Origin of the sequence: Lentzea sp. NPDC003310, assembly GCF_040610935.1 — a bacterium.
In the GTDB taxonomy this organism is placed as follows: domain Bacteria; phylum Actinomycetota; class Actinomycetes; order Mycobacteriales; family Pseudonocardiaceae; genus Lentzea.
Window position 1 is genome coordinate 51599 of the sequence record NZ_JBEXNC010000032.1, and the last position, 14462, is coordinate 66060.

Genomic DNA, 14462 nt, shown 5'->3' on the forward strand with positions numbered 1-14462 from the left:
CAGGTTAGACACGATCCGGACAAGGCTGCACGGAATCGGCGTCAGACCGTTGCAAACTTGCCCGGTGAGCAGCGACGAAGACACCACAGTTCTGCCGTTGCGCGGCGGGGCCTCAGCCACCCTGGTCCGCCGTCGCGCGGCCGCCAACGACCGGGGCGCGATCCTCTACGTGCACGGCTTCGCGGACTACTTCTTCCAGGAGCACGTGGCGGCGCACTACACCGCCCAGGGCTACGACTTCTACGCCGTGGACCTGCGCGGGTACGGCCGGTCGCTGCGCGACGGCGAGCTGCCGAACTACACGACGGACATGGCCGTGTACTTCGAGGAGATCGACGCCGCGATCGCCGTCGTGCGCGAGGAACACTCGCGGGTCGTCCTCATGGGCCACTCGACCGGTGGCCTCACCACCTCGTTGTGGGCGCACGAACGGCGGGCCGGCGACCTCATCGACGCGTTGGTGCTCAACAGCCCGTGGCTCGACGTCGTCGAACCGCCGCTGGTACGCCAGATCGTGAAGGTCCTGGGCAGCGTGGCACCCAAGGTGAAGATCCGCGCGAACCTCGGCGAGGCGTACGGCGCGGCGATCCACAGTTCGCGCAACGGCGAATGGGACTTCGACCTGAAGTGGAAGCCCCTCGCGGGCTTCCCGGTGCTCGCCGGGTGGATCCGCGCCGTGCTCGTGGCGCAGGAGAAGGTCCACAAGGGATTGGACGTGCGGGTGCCGGTGCTGGTGCTGCACTCGGACAAGAGCATGTTGAACGCCAAGGTGTGGAGCGAGGACGTGTCCAAAGCGGACGCCGTGCTCGACGTCGAGGGCATGCGCAAGTGGGGTCCGAAGATCGGATCATCGGTCAAGGTCGTGGAGATCAAGGCCGGCATGCACGACCTGTTCCTGTCGCCTGAGCCAGTGCGTGCGGCGGCCCTCGCCGAGGTCGACGAGTTCCTGAAAACGGCTTGACCTCGTTGTAGGTCGAGGTTCGAGACTGGTCGTCATGAACATCGACTTCAACGCCTGGTACGCGCTCGAAAGCGCGATGCAGGACGAGCAGAGCCGTCGCGTGAGCCGGGCGACGTTGAAGCGTGTCGCCCGGTTCGCCCGCCCGCAGCGCCGTGCGGTCTACGGGCTGCTGGCCATCTCGTCGGTCGCCGCGGTGCTCGCGGTGGCGTCCCCGGTGCTCGCCGGACGGGTCGTGGACACGATCATCGGCGGCCGCGACTTCGGGCTCGTGGTGTGGCTCGCGCTGGCCATCGCCGGCGTCGCGGTGCTGGAGGCCGGGTTCTCGCTGGCCGAGCGCTGGCAGTCGTCGCGGGTCGGCGAGGACCTGATCCTGCGGCTGCGGCAGGCCGTCTTCGACCACGTGCAGCGGATGCCGATCGCGTTCTTCACCCGCACCCGCACCGGCGCGCTGGTGTCGCGCCTGAACAACGACGTGATCGCGGCGCAGCGGGCGTTCTCCGAGACGATCTCCGGCGTGGTCACGAACGTGATCGCGCTCGTGTTGACGCTCGCCGTGATGCTGACGCTGTCGTGGCAGGTCACGGTGCTCGCGATGATCCTGCTGCCGATCTTCCTGATCCCGGCGCGGCGGATGGGCAAGCGTTTGGCGTCCATGCACCGCGAGGCCGCGAACCTCGACTCGGCGATGACGACGCAGATGACCGAGCGCTTCTCCGCGCCCGGCGCGACGTTGATCAAGCTGTTCGGCCGGCCCGCCCTGGAGAGCGCGGAGTTCGGTGCGCGCGCTCGGCGCGTGCGGGACATCGGCGTGCGGACCGCCGTGGCGCAGTGGCTGTTCCTCGTGGCGTTGACCCTTGTGTCGTCGTTGGCGCTCGCGCTGGTCTACGGCCTGGGCGGCTGGTTCGTGTTCCAAGGGCAGATGGCACCGGGCACGATCGTGACGCTGGCGCTGCTGCTCACGCGCCTCTACGCGCCGTTGACCGCGTTGGCCGGCGCACGGGTGGACGTGATGACGGCGCTGGTGTCGTTCGAGCGGGTCTTCGAGGTGCTGGACCTGCCGCCGCTGATCAAGGAGAAGGCCGAGCCGGTCGCCGTGCCGGACGGCCCGGTGTCGGTGGAGTTCGCGGACGTGGAGTTCGCGTACCCATCGGCCGACAAGGTCTCGCTCGCGTCGCTGGAGGAGGTCGCGGCGCTCGACACGCGCGGCGGTGAGCAGATCCTCGGCGGCGTGTCGTTCACCGCCGAACCCGGCTCGCTGATCGCGCTGGTCGGCGCGTCGGGAGCGGGCAAGTCGACGATCGCCTCGCTGCTGCCGCGCCTGTACGACGCGGACTCCGGCGCCATCCGGCTGTCCGGTGTGGACGTGCGCGACCTGTCGTTCGACTCGATCCGCGAGACCGTGGGCATGGTGACGCAGGACGGCCACCTGTTCCACGAGTCGATCGGGGCGAACCTCCGCCTCGCCGCCCCCTCCGCGACCGACGAGGAGATCTGGGACGCGCTGACCCGAGCACGCCTGGCGGACCTCGTGTCGTCGTTGCCGGATCAGTTGGACACCGTCGTCGGCGAACGCGGCTACCGTCTCTCGGGCGGCGAACGGCAACGGCTCACGATCGCGCGGCTGCTGCTCGCCAAGCCCCGCGTGGTGATCCTCGACGAGGCCACCGCCCACCTCGACTCGCGCTCGGAGGCCGCCGTGCAGGAGGCACTGGTCGAGGCGCTGGCGGGCCGCACGTCGCTGGTGATCGCGCACCGCCTGTCGACCATCCGGGCGGCCGACCAGATCCTCGTCGTGGACGCCGGTCAGATCGTCGAGCGTGGTACGCATGAGGAGTTGCTGGCCCTGGAGGGCCACTACGCGAAGCTGTACCGCACGCAGTTCAGCGAAGAGCCGATCGGAGCGCCGTGACGATTCCGTCCCCCGACAACCTCTACCCGTTGCCGGACTACGCGCGCACGGTGCTGTTGAAGCCGTTGGTGAAGAACCCGCAGATCGAGATCGGCGAGTACACCTACTACGACGATCCACACCACGCCACGGAGTTCGAGCAGCGCAACGTCCTCTACAACTATGGCACCGAAAAGCTCGTCATCGGCCGTTACTGCGCACTGGCCGAGGGCGTGCGGTTCATCATGTCCGGCGCGAACCACAGCATGGCGGGCGTGTCGACGTTCCCGTTCACGATCTTCGGCGGGGTCTGGGGCGAGAAGACGCTCGACATCGCCCTGGGCGCGCCGTCGCGGGGCGACACGGTGGTGGGCAACGACGTCTGGATCGGTTACAACGCCCTGATCATGCCGGGCGTGCGGATCGGCGACGGCGCGATCGTCGCGGCCGGCTCGGTCGTGGTGTCGGACGTGCCGGCGTACGGGATCGTCGGCGGCAACCCGGCGAAGCTGCTCAAGACGCGGTACAGCCCGGAGGAGGTCGAGCTCCTGCAGCGGATCGCGTGGTGGGACTGGCCTGTCGAGAAGGTGACCGAGCACGTCCGCGTGATCATGTCCGGCACGCCCGCCGAACTGGCCGAGGTCGCGGGGTGAAGGCACTGCTGATCACCGGCCCGGTCGGGGTGGGCAAGACGACGGTCGCCGAGGCCGTCGGCGACCGCCTCGCCGAGGCCGGGGTGCCGCACGCGGTGATCGACCTCGACTGGCTGTCCGCGTGCTGGCCGCCGCCCGCCGACGACCCGTTCCACTTCGAGCTGCAACTGCGCAACCTCTCGGCCGTGGCGCGCAACTACATCGAGGCCGGTGTGCACCGGATCGTGCTCGCGGGCGTGGTGGAGAGCCGTGAGGACCGTGCGCGCTACGCGTCGGTGATCGGCGGCAGGCTCACCGTCTGCCGGCTGAAGGCGAACCCGCCGGTGATCCGCGAGCGGCTGGCACGGCGGCACCACGGCGAGGCCGACCTGCGGTGGCACGTCGAACGCGCCGCGGAGCTGGAGGCGTTGTTCACGTCGGCACGGGTCGAGGACTACGTGGTGCCGGCCGACCAGCCGGTGGTCGAGGTGGCCCAGGACGTGATCTCGTGGTGGCTGACCGTGGAACGGTCCCCGGTCAGCTGACCCCGTGCTCGGCGAAGACCCGCCGCACGAGGGCGAGGTCGACCGGCGTCTCGTAGTAGTCCTGGGCCCACTTCCGGTACGCCTCGGGCGTGCCGTCGGTCAGCAGGGCGAACATCCAGTCGGCCCCGTCGTCGCCGGGGAAGTCGATCTCCCCGTGACGCCAGATGGTGTCGGCGTGCTCGCGCCACAGGCACACCGTCACGCGTGGCACGTCGTCGTCGCAGAACGCCGGTTCCTCAACGCACTCGCGGAACACCTCCGGCACGGAGTCGACGACACCGGGCCACGGCCTGTCGTCGTCGGTGCCGTAGGGGCTCAGCTCCGACTCGTGGTCGAAGCCGCGCACGTACGCTCCCGCCGCGGTGAAGGTGATGGAGTACTCGTTGCCCGCGCCGTCGTACATGGAGGCCAGCTCCTCGCCGGGCGCCCAGTCCGCGTCGTACTCGTGGTACCGGACGTCGCCGTCGGGATCCAGCACGACGTCGAGCGCGGCCAGCGCACGGCAGAGGGCGCGGAGCCGCGGGATGGCGGGCAGGACGCGGGCGACGTCGTAAGCGGTCATGCGGGCATCCAAGCAGGCACCACCGACAGTTCCGGGTGTCCGGCCGCGCAACGGCTTCCCGTCGATCCCGTGGCGTCCGAGTGAACGTCCCTTCACGGAGCGCGGAGATCGCGCGATCATGAGCACATGGAGTACGACCGCTACTGCGACCTGACCATGCGGGGCGGCACGACCAGCGGCGTCGTGTACCCGCTCGCGGTCGCCTCGCTGGCCCGCCACTACGAGTTCAAGCAGATCGGCGGCGCGTCCGCCGGGGCGATCGCGGCCGGGTTCACCGCCGCGGCCGAACGCGGGCGCTCCTCCGGTGGCTTCGAGAAGCTGGCCGGGCTGATCGACTGGTTCACGTCCGGGTCGGGCGCGGAGCGGTGGCGGATGGCGCAGCTGTTCCAGCCCGCGGAGAAGACCCGCGCGCTGTACCGGATCGTGGTCGCCTCCATGCAGAAGCGCGAGACGACCGGACGCAGTGCGGTCACGTGCCTGTTCTTCGCGTTGCTCGGCGCGGTCGGGTTGCGCGCCAAGGCGGTGCTCGCGCTGATGGCGTTGCTGTGGCTGGGCGGGCCGGTGCTGTACTCGGCATGGCTCACGCCGGGCACCTATCCCGGCTGGCTCGCGGTGGTGGTCGTCGTGGTGGCGCTGGCGTGCCTGGTGATCGTGCTGTGGCCGTTGCGGTCGAGTCTGCCTTGGCCCGTCTGGGTTTTCGCCGCCATCCCACTGGTCCTCGGGCTGGCGTTCGCGCGGCACCACGCGACGGCGGCGATCGTGCTGCTGGTGTGGCTGGTGCTGTCGCTGGCGGCGGTCAGCGCGTTGATCGTCACGTACGGGTACGCGATGCAGAAGTTCCTGAAGGACAACGCGCGGTCCATCCACTTCGGACTCGTGCCGGGCACGGGCGACTTCCGGCCGTCGTGGCTCGACCGGCTGGCGGGCGTGCCGAAGTCGACCGGGGTGCCGCCGCTGGCCGACTGGATCGCGGACCAGCTGGACGACCTCGCGGGCACCGAGCGGGCGTTGACGTTCGGGGACCTCGGCGGCGTCACCCTCGTGCTGATGACGACCGACCTGTCCGAGGGGCGGCCGTACCGGTTGCCGTTCAAGGAGGAGTGGCAGTACTGCGACGAGTGCCTCGGTTACGTGCTGCCGCAACGGGTCGTGGAGCAGCTCGACGGTCCCGAGACCGAGCTGAAGTGCCCGCTGCACGAGCACATGCCGTTGCGGACGCTGCCCGCGACGGAGGACCTGCCGGTCGTGGTCGCCGTGCGGATGTCGCTGTCGTTCCCCGGCCTGTTCGCCGCCGTGCCGCTGTGCCGGGACGGGCGCGTGCACTGGTTCTCCGACGGCGGCATCACCAGCAACTTCCCGATCCACTTCTTCGACGCGCTGCTGCCGCGCTGGCCCACGTTCGGCCTGAGCCTGCAGCCCTACCCGCCGGGTGACGCGAACGAGGTCTGGCTGCCCGAGCAGGACGCGTCGACCTCCGGCACGCACTACGCGGCGCTGAACTCCGTGCCGCGCTTCCTGGTGTCCATCCTGGACACGTTCCTCGACTGGCGCGACACCATGCAGTCCGCGCTGCCCGGCTACCGCGGCCGGATCGCGCACGTGCGGCAGTCCGACGACGAGGGCGGCTCGAACCTGTTCATGCCTCCCGCCACGATCCGGCGGCTCGCCGAGCGCGGGCAGAAGGCCGGTGACCTGCTGCGCGAACGGTTCCAGCAGCAGCGCAACACCGACCGCTACCGCTGGATCCGGCTGCGCATGGCGCTGCGCGAGTACCAGGAGCTCGGTGTGCAGGCGGCGGACCGCGACGCGCTCTACGACGAGCTGCTCGCGCGGTTCGAGATCCCGGCCGAGCTGCACGAGTGGTTCCGCACTCCCCCGGCCGACGGCGACCCGTTCTCGGACGAGATCGAGGTGGCGCTCGACCACGTCGGCCGGCTGAAGGACGACGGGCCGTTCGACGGGGCACCGCCCGTGGACCCCGATTTGCGGCTGACGCCACCCGAGTAGGCGCGCTAACCTGGAGCCGTGACGCGATTTAGCCACCCCCGACCTGCGTGGGTGGCGCGCGCCTGAAATTCCCGTCGGTCGGGGGACTCCGAGCCCACCAGGACCGAGCAGGAACGGGAATCCCATGTACCGCACCGAAGAACTCGTGCACGCCCTGAACGTCCGCGACCTCACCGATCCCGCGCAGGGTCCGCACGCGCTGCAGCTGCTGATCGCCGACCTCAAGCGCGTGCTGCACAACCCGAAGGAAGTCCGGCACCACCCGCTCGTCCCGGTCGAGCACAACTACGAGCTGCTCGGCTATCCGCAGGACGCGGTCACCCGCGAGGCCCGCTACACGAGGTACGTCAGCGAGACGTGCATGCTGCGCAGCCACACCTCCGCCATGATCCCGCCCGCGCTGAAGCAGGCCACGCCGGACGTGACGCTGGTCTGCCCCGGTGTGGTGTACCGCCGCGACACGGTCGACCGCCTGCACACCGGCACTCCGCACCAGCTCGACGTGTGGCGGATCAGCGAGGACGAGGAACCGCTGGACGACCTCATCGACACGGTCGTCACGACCCTGTTGCCCGGCAGGCGCTATCGCACGGTCGACGCCGGACACCCGTACACCACGCACGGCAGGCAAATCGACGTCGAGCACGACGGGGAGTGGGTGGAGGTCGGCGAGTGCGGACGGGCCGCGCGGCACGTCATCAGGGACCACCCGCACGGCCTCGCGATGGGCCTCGGCCTCGACCGGATCCTGATGCTGCGCAAGGGGATCCCGGACATCCGCCTGCTGCGCAACCCCGACCCGCGCATCGCCGCGCAGATGCTCGACCTGACCGAGTACCGCCCTGTCTCACGGCACCCGGCCGCGATCAGGGACATCTCGATCATGGCCGCGCACGACGACGACGTCGAGACGCTCGGCGACCGCATCCGCGCCCTGGTGCCCGAGGACGTCGTCGAGGAGATCGAGATCCTCGGCGAGACACCCGCGGAACAGCTGCCGCCGCACGTCCGGGAACGGCTGGAAGCCAGGCCCGGTCAGAAGAACGTGCTCGTCCGCGTGACGATGAGGGCGCCGGAGCGCACCCTCACCGACCGCGAGACCAACGAGATCAGGGACCGGCTGCTTCAGGGCTTGCGCGCGACCGCGCCGTAGATGCCCACGTGCGCCTCGTCGAAGGAGTCCGGACGCCAGTCGTTGACCGCGACGACGCCCGGCTCCAGCAGTTCCATGCCGTCGAAGAACTTGGTGACCTCGGCGTGCGTGCGCATCTTGAGCTGGTTGTCCGAACTGCTGTAGATCTTGGCGATCTGCTCGGCCTCCGCGCGCTCGTCGTCGTTGAGCGTGTCCCAGGTGGCGTGGGTGATGGCCAGGTGCGAGCCGGCGGGCAGCGCGTCCATGTACTCGGCCACGGCCTGGTACGGGCTGTCGGTGTCCTGGACGAAGTGCAGCGCGGCGATGATCAGCACGCCGACCGGGCGGGAGAAGTCGAGCGTCTCGCGCGCGCCGGCGAGCACCGTCGAGGTGGCGCGCAGGTCGGCGAGGAGCGCGGTCGCGTTCGGGTTGTCGGCCAGCAGCGCGTTGCTGTGCGAGACGGCGACGGGCTCGAAGTCGACGTAGACGACGCGGGCGTCCGGGTTGTCGTGCTGGGCGATCTCGTGGACGTTGCCCACGGTCGGGATGCCCGAGCCGAGGTCGAGGAACTGGTCGACGCCCTGCGCCAGCAGGTGGCGGACGACCCGGCGCAGGAACGAGCGGTTCGCCTGCGCGCTCTGGGCGACGCCGGGGAAGATCTGCTCCACCTGCTTGGCTGCGGCACGGTCGGCTTCGAAGTTGTGCGAGCCGCCCAGGTAGTAGTCGTACATCCGCGCCACGCTCGGACGCGTGACGTCGACGGTGGACGGGACCCACTTCAGCTCTTCCATCACGTTGCGCATCCTCCGTCGTCGCCGCACGGGTGTCCACCGCCACACATCCGAACCGCGATGGTCTCGGTCACGTGTGAGGAACCATGCACTCCACCACCGCTGGACGCCACGCGAAGTTCCGCCATCTCAGGGAACGCTCGCCGGTGCACTTCGACGCCGCTATCGGCGGCTGGTGCATCACGCGTTACGACGACGTACTCACAGTGCTCGGCATCGATTCCGGAGAGCCGGAGCCGTTACCCAAACGGGTGATCACGCACGCCGTGAAGCTCGTCCGGCCGGTGATCACCCTCAGCACCCTCGAACTGCTCGACGCCGACGACGCCACGTTCGCGCGGTCGGTCGCGGCGACGGCGGCCGAGGCGTTCACGCTCGCGCACGGCGTGGAGGCGTTCGCGGCGACCGCCCTGGAGACCACGCAGGTGTTCCTCGACAACGCCCTGCGCGCCCTGCGGGACCACCCGGCGCAGGCCGACCTCCTCAGGAAGGCGCCGTCGCTCGCCAAGGACGCCGTCGAGGAACTGCTGCGGTTCGACACCCCGATCCCGCTGGCGCCCGCCCGCCGGACACCCGGCCCCGTCGTGCTGAGCGGGCGTACGGTCGAAGCGGGAGAGGTGGTCGTGCCGTTCGTGGCGGCCGCCAACCGGTGCTCGGTGCGGTTCCCCGGCGGCGACCGCCTGGACCTGCGCCGCAAGCCCAGGGGCGTGCTGTCCTCGTGCCCCACGAGCACCGCACTGGCCCGCGTGACCGGCGAGATCGCGCTGGTCAGACGCCTGAAGGCCGCTGCTCGCTGAGAGCGAACACCCCAGGGGGAACACCGTCGGACTCCAGTTGGTTGAGCGGTACAGACTCAACTTTGGAGGATGACGAGATGGGCGAAACCCTGGCCCTGCCGGTACTGCCGCTGGACGACGTCGTGGTGCTCCCCGGCATGGTGGTGCCGATCCGCATCTCCGGTGCGGACGCGAGCGCGGAGGCCCGTGCGGCCGTAGACGCGGCCACGACCGCAGCAAATCATCAAGTGCTGCTCGTCCCACGGCTGGACGGCAAGTACGCCGCCGTCGGCACGCTCGCCGAGATCGAACAGGTGGGCCGGCTGCCCGGCGGCGAACGCGCCGCCGTCGTGCGCGGCACCAAGCGCGTGCGCATCGGCACGGGCACCACGGGACCGGGCGCGGCGCTGTGGGTCGAGGCGACCATCGCCGACGACTCCCCGATCACCGACCGCACCCGTGAGCTCGCGAAGACCTACCGCGCACTCGTGACGAACATCCTGCAGACGCGCGGCGCGTGGCAGATGGTCGACTCGGTGCAGCAGATCACCGACCCGTCGGCGCTCGCGGACCTCGCCGGCTACGCCTCGTACCTGTCCGACGAGCAGAAGATCTGGCTGCTGGAGACGAGCGACGTCACCGAGCGGCTGGAGAAGCTCGTCGAGTGGGGTCAGGCGCACCTGACCGAGCTCGACGTGAACGAGACGATCGCGAAGGACGTCAAGGAAGGCGTCGAGAAGCAGCAGCGCGAGTTCCTGCTGCGCCAGCAGATGGCCGCGATCCGCAAGGAGCTGGCCGAGCTCGACGGCAAGCCCGCCACCGAGCAGGAGGACTACCGCGCCCGCGTCGAGGCGGCGGACCTGCCGGAGAAGGTGCTCAAGGCCGCGCTGACCGAGGTCGACAAGCTGGAGCGCACCTCCGAGCAGTCGCCCGAGGTGGGCTGGATCCGCACCTGGCTCGACACCGTCCTCGAGATGCCGTGGAACGAGCGGACCGAGGACTCCTACGACATCAAGGCGGCGCGTGAGATCCTCGACGCCGACCACGCGGGCCTCGACGACGTGAAGCAGCGCATCACCGAGTACCTGGCCGTGCGCAAGCGCCGTGCCGACCGCGGCATGGGTGTGGTGGGCGGACGTCGTTCCGGCGCCGTGCTCGCCCTGACGGGTCCTCCCGGCGTGGGCAAGACCTCGCTCGGTGAGTCCGTTGCGCGCGCAATGGGCCGCAAGTTCGTGCGCGTCGCATTGGGCGGTGTGCGCGACGAGGCCGAGATCCGCGGTCACCGCCGCACGTACGTCGGCGCGTTGCCGGGCCGGATCGTCCGCGCGATCAGCGAGGCGGGGTCGATGAACCCGGTCGTGCTGCTCGACGAGATCGACAAGGTCGGCTCCGACTACCGCGGCGACCCGACGGCGGCGCTGCTCGAGGTGCTGGACCCGGCGCAGAACCACACGTTCCGCGACCACTACCTGGAGGTCGAGCTCGACCTGTCGGACGTGGTGTTCCTCGCGACCGCGAACGTGCTGGAGTCGATCCCGGCGCCGTTGCTCGACCGCATGGAACTCGTGCAGCTCGACGGCTACACCGAGGACGAGAAGGTCACGATCGCCAGTGACCACCTGCTGCCGCGCCAGCTCGACCGCGCCGGCCTCACCGCCGAGGACGTCACGTTCGAGAAGCCCGCGCTGCACCAGCTCGCGAGCGAGTACACGCGGGAAGCCGGTGTGCGCCAACTGGAACGGGCCCTCTCGCGCGTCCTGCGCAAGGTGACCGCGAAGGTGGCGCTGGGCGAGTCCGAACTGCCGGTCGTGGTCGACCAGCCGTCGCTCAAGTCGTACCTGGGCAGCCCGAAGAACACGCCCGAGTCGGCGGAACGCACGGCTGTCCCCGGCGTGGCAACGGGTCTGGCCGTCACGGGCGTCGGCGGCGACGTGCTGTTCATCGAGGCCTCGCTGGCCCCGAAGGACACCGGCTCGACGGGTGTCACGCTGACCGGCCAGCTCGGTGACGTGATGAAGGAGTCCGCGCAGATCGCGTTGTCGTACCTGCGTTCGCACGACGAGAAGGCCGCGTCGCTGGCCGACCGGGGAGTGCACATCCACGTCCCGGCGGGCGCGGTGCCGAAGGACGGACCGTCCGCGGGCGTCACGATGACGACGGCGCTGGCGTCGCTGCTCTCGGGCCGCCCGGTGCGCTCCGACGTGGCAATGACGGGCGAGATCTCGCTGACGGGCCGGGTGCTGCCGATCGGTGGCGTGAAGCAGAAGCTGCTGGCCGCCCACCGCGCGGGCATCACGACCGTGCTGCTGCCCCAGCGCAACGAGCCGGACCTGGACGACGTGCCGGAGTCGGTGCGCGAGCAGCTGACGGTGCACTTCGTCTCGGACGTGGCACAGGTGCTGGAGCACGCGCTCTCGAAGGAGACCGTCGCGACCGTTGCGGCGTAACGGTTTCCCGATAGACCCCTCGTGGGGGCAGTAGCGGCGACTACTGCCCCCACGAGGCTTTTCGCTACTACAGGCCGACGTCGATGACGAGCCGGTTCGGGCTCGTCAGCGTGAAGACCCGGTGCCACGAGTTGGGGTTGCTGTACCCGACAGCGACCCCGAGCGTGGCTTCGAAGTCGCACGTGAGCGCGACCCCGCGGACGTGGCTGAGACCGGGCGTCGCGAAGTTCCGCGACCCCATGTACGTCAGGTTCCCGTTGTCGTCGTGCGCGGCCGCTCCGATCAACGTGACCGACAGGATCTCGTTGACCTGCCCGCCGGCCACGGTGATCGGGTTCCCGGACCCGCAGTTCGCGACGCTGGTGACCTCGCTGACCCGGTGCTCCGTCGGCAGCCCGGACAGGTCCAGCACCACCCGGCTGAAGCCGTTGTGCTGCCCGGTCCGGATGTTCGACAGGGTGGGCGTGCTCTGCGCCGACGCGATCGGCACGAACGTGAACACGGCCACCACTGCCGCCAGCACCGCGACAAGACGTCTGTTCATCTTCGGCCCCCTCTCAGGGCTCTTGCGATGCCTGTAAGACGTGTGACCCAGGACACAGTTGCTTCGTCAGCTGTAGATGTCGATGACGACCCGGTCCGGGTTCGTCAGCGTGGTCACGGTGTGCGTCGAGTCCGGGTTCGCGTACCCGACCGCGATGCCGAGCGTCGCCTCGAAGTCGCACGAGATGGCGACGCCCTTGACGTTGGACAGCCCCTGCGGCACGAAATTGCGCGGCCCGGTGTACGTGCGGCGGAAGTTCTCGTCGTACGTCGCGGCGCCGAACAGCGTCGTGCGGAGGACCTCCTGCCCCGCCACGGGAATCCGCCTGTCCACCGCGCAGTCCCAGACCTCGGTGACCTCGTCGGACACGGACCCGCTGGGCAGGCCGTCCATGAGGAGCACGATCCGCTCGAAGCCGTCGTGGCTGCTCGTCTGGATGTCGGTCAACTCGGCGTGGCCACTGGCGGACGCCGCGGGCACGAACGCGAACACCGCGAGCACTGCGAGCAGCGCCGCGGTCAAGCTCTTCTTCATCTTCGTGACTCCCCAGTCGTTCGTGGACGTGCGAACAGGGCCGCCCCAAACGACCCCGCTCTGATCACGCACCCACGACCACCGCGGGTTGCACGGCTACCCGAGGAAGTCCTCCAGCGGCACCGGCGTCAACCCGTCCTGCTTCGCCCGGTTGAGAAAAGCCGTGAAGTCCTCGACGAACGTCGTCCGGAAGTGCATGAGCACGATGTCACCGGCGTGGAGCCGATCCCCCTGCTGGAACTGCACCCGCCCGTCGTTGACGGCGGCAGTCCAGTTGACGAGCGCCTTGAACCCGCAACTGGCCGCCGCGTGCCGGGTCGTCGCGTCGTAGTTGCCGAACGGCGGCCGGAACAACGTGGGCCGCTTCCCGTAGTCGCCCGCGAGGAAGTCGGCGTTGCCGCAGATCTCGTTCTTCTGGAACTCGAACCCCTTGCCCATCAGGTTGGGGTGGTTCGACGTGTGGCTGTGCACCGTCACGGGCAGCCGCTTGAAGTAGTCCTTGTGCCCCTCGGCGTACTTGGTGTTGAGGAAGACCGACGGCCACACCCCGGCCTCGATCATCAGCTCCCGCGCCTTCGGGTGCTGCACGGCCCCGTCGTCGATCGTGATGAACACGTACGGCTTGTCCGTTTGGATCTTCGTCACCACGGGCACCATCCCGTCGACGACGGCAGGCGCCTTCGCCTGCACCGTCCCGTACGGATAGGGCGGCTCGAACATCCGCTTGGGCCGCTCAGGAGCACTGGCGGTCGTAGTAGGCACGACAGACGTCGTCAACACCGGCCCACCGGTCTGCGAGCCAGGCGCGTCCCCACACGACACCAGCCCCACAACCAGCAAAAAGGCAGCAAAAAGCCGCAACTTGGACATCAAGAACTCCCCCTCCACGCGAAAGACGTCGCGCAGGCCCCACCGGTTGCACCGGACTAGGGTTCGAACTGATCACAAAAGGAGGACTCCCATGAGCCTCGAGCGCCCAGTCGCTCCCGACCCCTACCAGCTGCTCCCGCAGGTCGGCACCTTCACCGTCACCTCGACGGACGTGCGCGACGGCGAGCAGCTCCCCGAAGCCCAGGTCTTCGAGGGCGGCAACACCTCACCGCACCTGGCCTGGTCCGGCTTCCCGGAGGAGACCCGCAGCTTCGTGGTCACCTGCTACGACCCGGACGCCCCGACCCCGTCGGGCTTCTGGCACTGGGTGGCCGTGAACCTCCCGGCCACCACCACGGAACTCGCGACGGGCGCAGGCGCCTCGGACGACACCCTCCCGGGCGACGCCTTCCACGTCCGCTCCGACTACAGCACCCGCGCCTTCGGCGGAGCAGCCCCACCGAAGGGCGACCACCCGCACCGCTACTACTTCGTGGTGCACGCGGTGGACGTGGACAAGCTGGACGTGGACGAGAACGCGTCCCCGGCGGTGGTGAGCTTCAACCTGGCCTTCCACACCCTGGCAAGGGCCATCATCACCCCCACCTACCAGCACTAACGCACCACAGGCACCCCGCCTCACAGCGAAGCCGAAGGCGAGCCGTCTTTACCAAACGGCTTGGGCGGTGGGGTCCCATCACGAGTCGCGCCATAGCTCTTGCTGCACCTGAGTAGGGGTGTCAACTCGACACGCTTTTCGTCGAGTTGACACC

The 14462-nt window shown here is 69.4% G+C and carries 14 protein-coding genes; 9 read left to right on the forward strand and 5 right to left on the reverse strand.

Translation table 11 applies throughout. The features are described 5' to 3' along the window. The first annotated feature begins 64 nt into the window (after positions 1 to 64). The 4 genes from ABZX02_RS41975 to ABZX02_RS41990 are packed head-to-tail and all read left to right on the forward strand — an operon-like array spanning position 65 to position 4026. Positions 65 to 961 (forward strand): alpha/beta hydrolase, encoded by an 897-nt coding sequence (locus ABZX02_RS41975; protein ID WP_355307364.1) that lies wholly within the window; start codon positions 65 to 67, stop codon positions 959 to 961. A 34-nt stretch (positions 962 to 995) separates the two neighbouring features. Then, positions 996 to 2870, forward strand: a complete 1875-nt coding sequence (locus tag ABZX02_RS41980; RefSeq protein ID WP_355307366.1) for an ABC transporter ATP-binding protein — start codon at positions 996 to 998, stop codon at positions 2868 to 2870. Continuing rightward, complete coding sequence (locus tag ABZX02_RS41985; protein ID WP_355307368.1) at positions 2867 to 3502, forward strand: CatB-related O-acetyltransferase; 636 nt, start codon at positions 2867 to 2869, stop codon at positions 3500 to 3502. The genes ABZX02_RS41980 and ABZX02_RS41985 overlap by 4 nt, the downstream gene beginning before the upstream one ends. Further along, positions 3499 to 4026, forward strand: coding sequence for an AAA family ATPase (locus tag ABZX02_RS41990; protein WP_355307370.1), 528 nt, complete (start codon positions 3499 to 3501; stop codon positions 4024 to 4026). Before ABZX02_RS41985 ends, ABZX02_RS41990 begins: the two co-directional genes overlap by 4 nt. Here the strand turns inward: ABZX02_RS41990 and ABZX02_RS41995 are convergent. After that, positions 4019 to 4588 (reverse strand): hypothetical protein, encoded by a 570-nt coding sequence (locus ABZX02_RS41995; protein ID WP_355307372.1) that lies wholly within the window; start codon positions 4586 to 4588, stop codon positions 4019 to 4021. The genes ABZX02_RS41990 and ABZX02_RS41995 overlap by 8 nt on opposite strands. 126 nt (positions 4589 to 4714) lie before the next feature. On the opposite strand from ABZX02_RS41995, the gene ABZX02_RS42000 reads away from it, so the two are divergent. Further along, the gene (locus ABZX02_RS42000; protein ID WP_355307374.1) at positions 4715 to 6595 is read left to right on the forward strand and encodes a patatin-like phospholipase family protein; all 1881 of its coding nucleotides are present in this window, start codon (positions 4715 to 4717) and stop codon (positions 6593 to 6595) included. A gap of 124 nt (positions 6596 to 6719) precedes the next feature. Next, on the forward strand, positions 6720 to 7748 hold the full coding sequence (locus ABZX02_RS42005; protein ID WP_355307376.1) for a hypothetical protein: 1029 nt from the start codon (positions 6720 to 6722) through the stop codon (positions 7746 to 7748). On the opposite strand, the gene ABZX02_RS42010 is transcribed toward ABZX02_RS42005, so the two are convergent. Beyond that, entirely contained in the window at positions 7721 to 8530 is an 810-nt protein-coding gene (locus tag ABZX02_RS42010) for an SAM-dependent methyltransferase (RefSeq protein WP_355307377.1), read from the reverse strand. The two genes, ABZX02_RS42005 and ABZX02_RS42010, sit on opposite strands and share 28 nt — an antisense overlap. Positions 8531 to 8604: 74 nt before the next feature. Between ABZX02_RS42010 and ABZX02_RS42015 the strand changes: the two genes are divergently transcribed. Together ABZX02_RS42015 and lon are read left to right on the forward strand one after the other, a co-directional pair. Beyond that, positions 8605 to 9315: a hypothetical protein gene (locus ABZX02_RS42015; RefSeq protein ID WP_355307379.1), complete on the forward strand. Its 711-nt coding sequence runs from the start codon at positions 8605 to 8607 to the stop codon at positions 9313 to 9315. A 77-nt stretch (positions 9316 to 9392) separates the two neighbouring features. Beyond that, entirely contained in the window at positions 9393 to 11741 is a 2349-nt protein-coding gene (gene lon / locus ABZX02_RS42020) for an endopeptidase La (protein WP_355307381.1), read from the forward strand. Between the two features lie 67 nt (positions 11742 to 11808). On the opposite strand, the gene ABZX02_RS42025 is transcribed toward lon, so the two are convergent. From ABZX02_RS42025 to ABZX02_RS42035, 3 genes are all read right to left on the reverse strand, one after another. After that, complete coding sequence (locus ABZX02_RS42025; RefSeq protein WP_355307383.1) at positions 11809 to 12285, reverse strand: hypothetical protein; 477 nt, start codon at positions 12283 to 12285, stop codon at positions 11809 to 11811. A gap of 66 nt (positions 12286 to 12351) precedes the next feature. Then, positions 12352 to 12819, reverse strand: coding sequence for a hypothetical protein (locus ABZX02_RS42030; RefSeq protein WP_355307385.1), 468 nt, complete (start codon positions 12817 to 12819; stop codon positions 12352 to 12354). Positions 12820 to 12915: 96 nt separating this feature from the next. Further along, the gene (locus tag ABZX02_RS42035) at positions 12916 to 13599 is read right to left on the reverse strand and encodes a polysaccharide deacetylase family protein (RefSeq protein WP_355307386.1); all 684 of its coding nucleotides are present in this window, start codon (positions 13597 to 13599) and stop codon (positions 12916 to 12918) included. Positions 13600 to 13780: 181 nt separating this feature from the next. Here ABZX02_RS42035 and ABZX02_RS42040 point away from each other — a divergent pair, with 181 nt between their 5' ends. Further along, entirely contained in the window at positions 13781 to 14308 is a 528-nt protein-coding gene (locus ABZX02_RS42040) for a YbhB/YbcL family Raf kinase inhibitor-like protein (RefSeq protein ID WP_355307388.1), read from the forward strand. Positions 14309 to 14462: the final 154 nt, after the last annotated feature.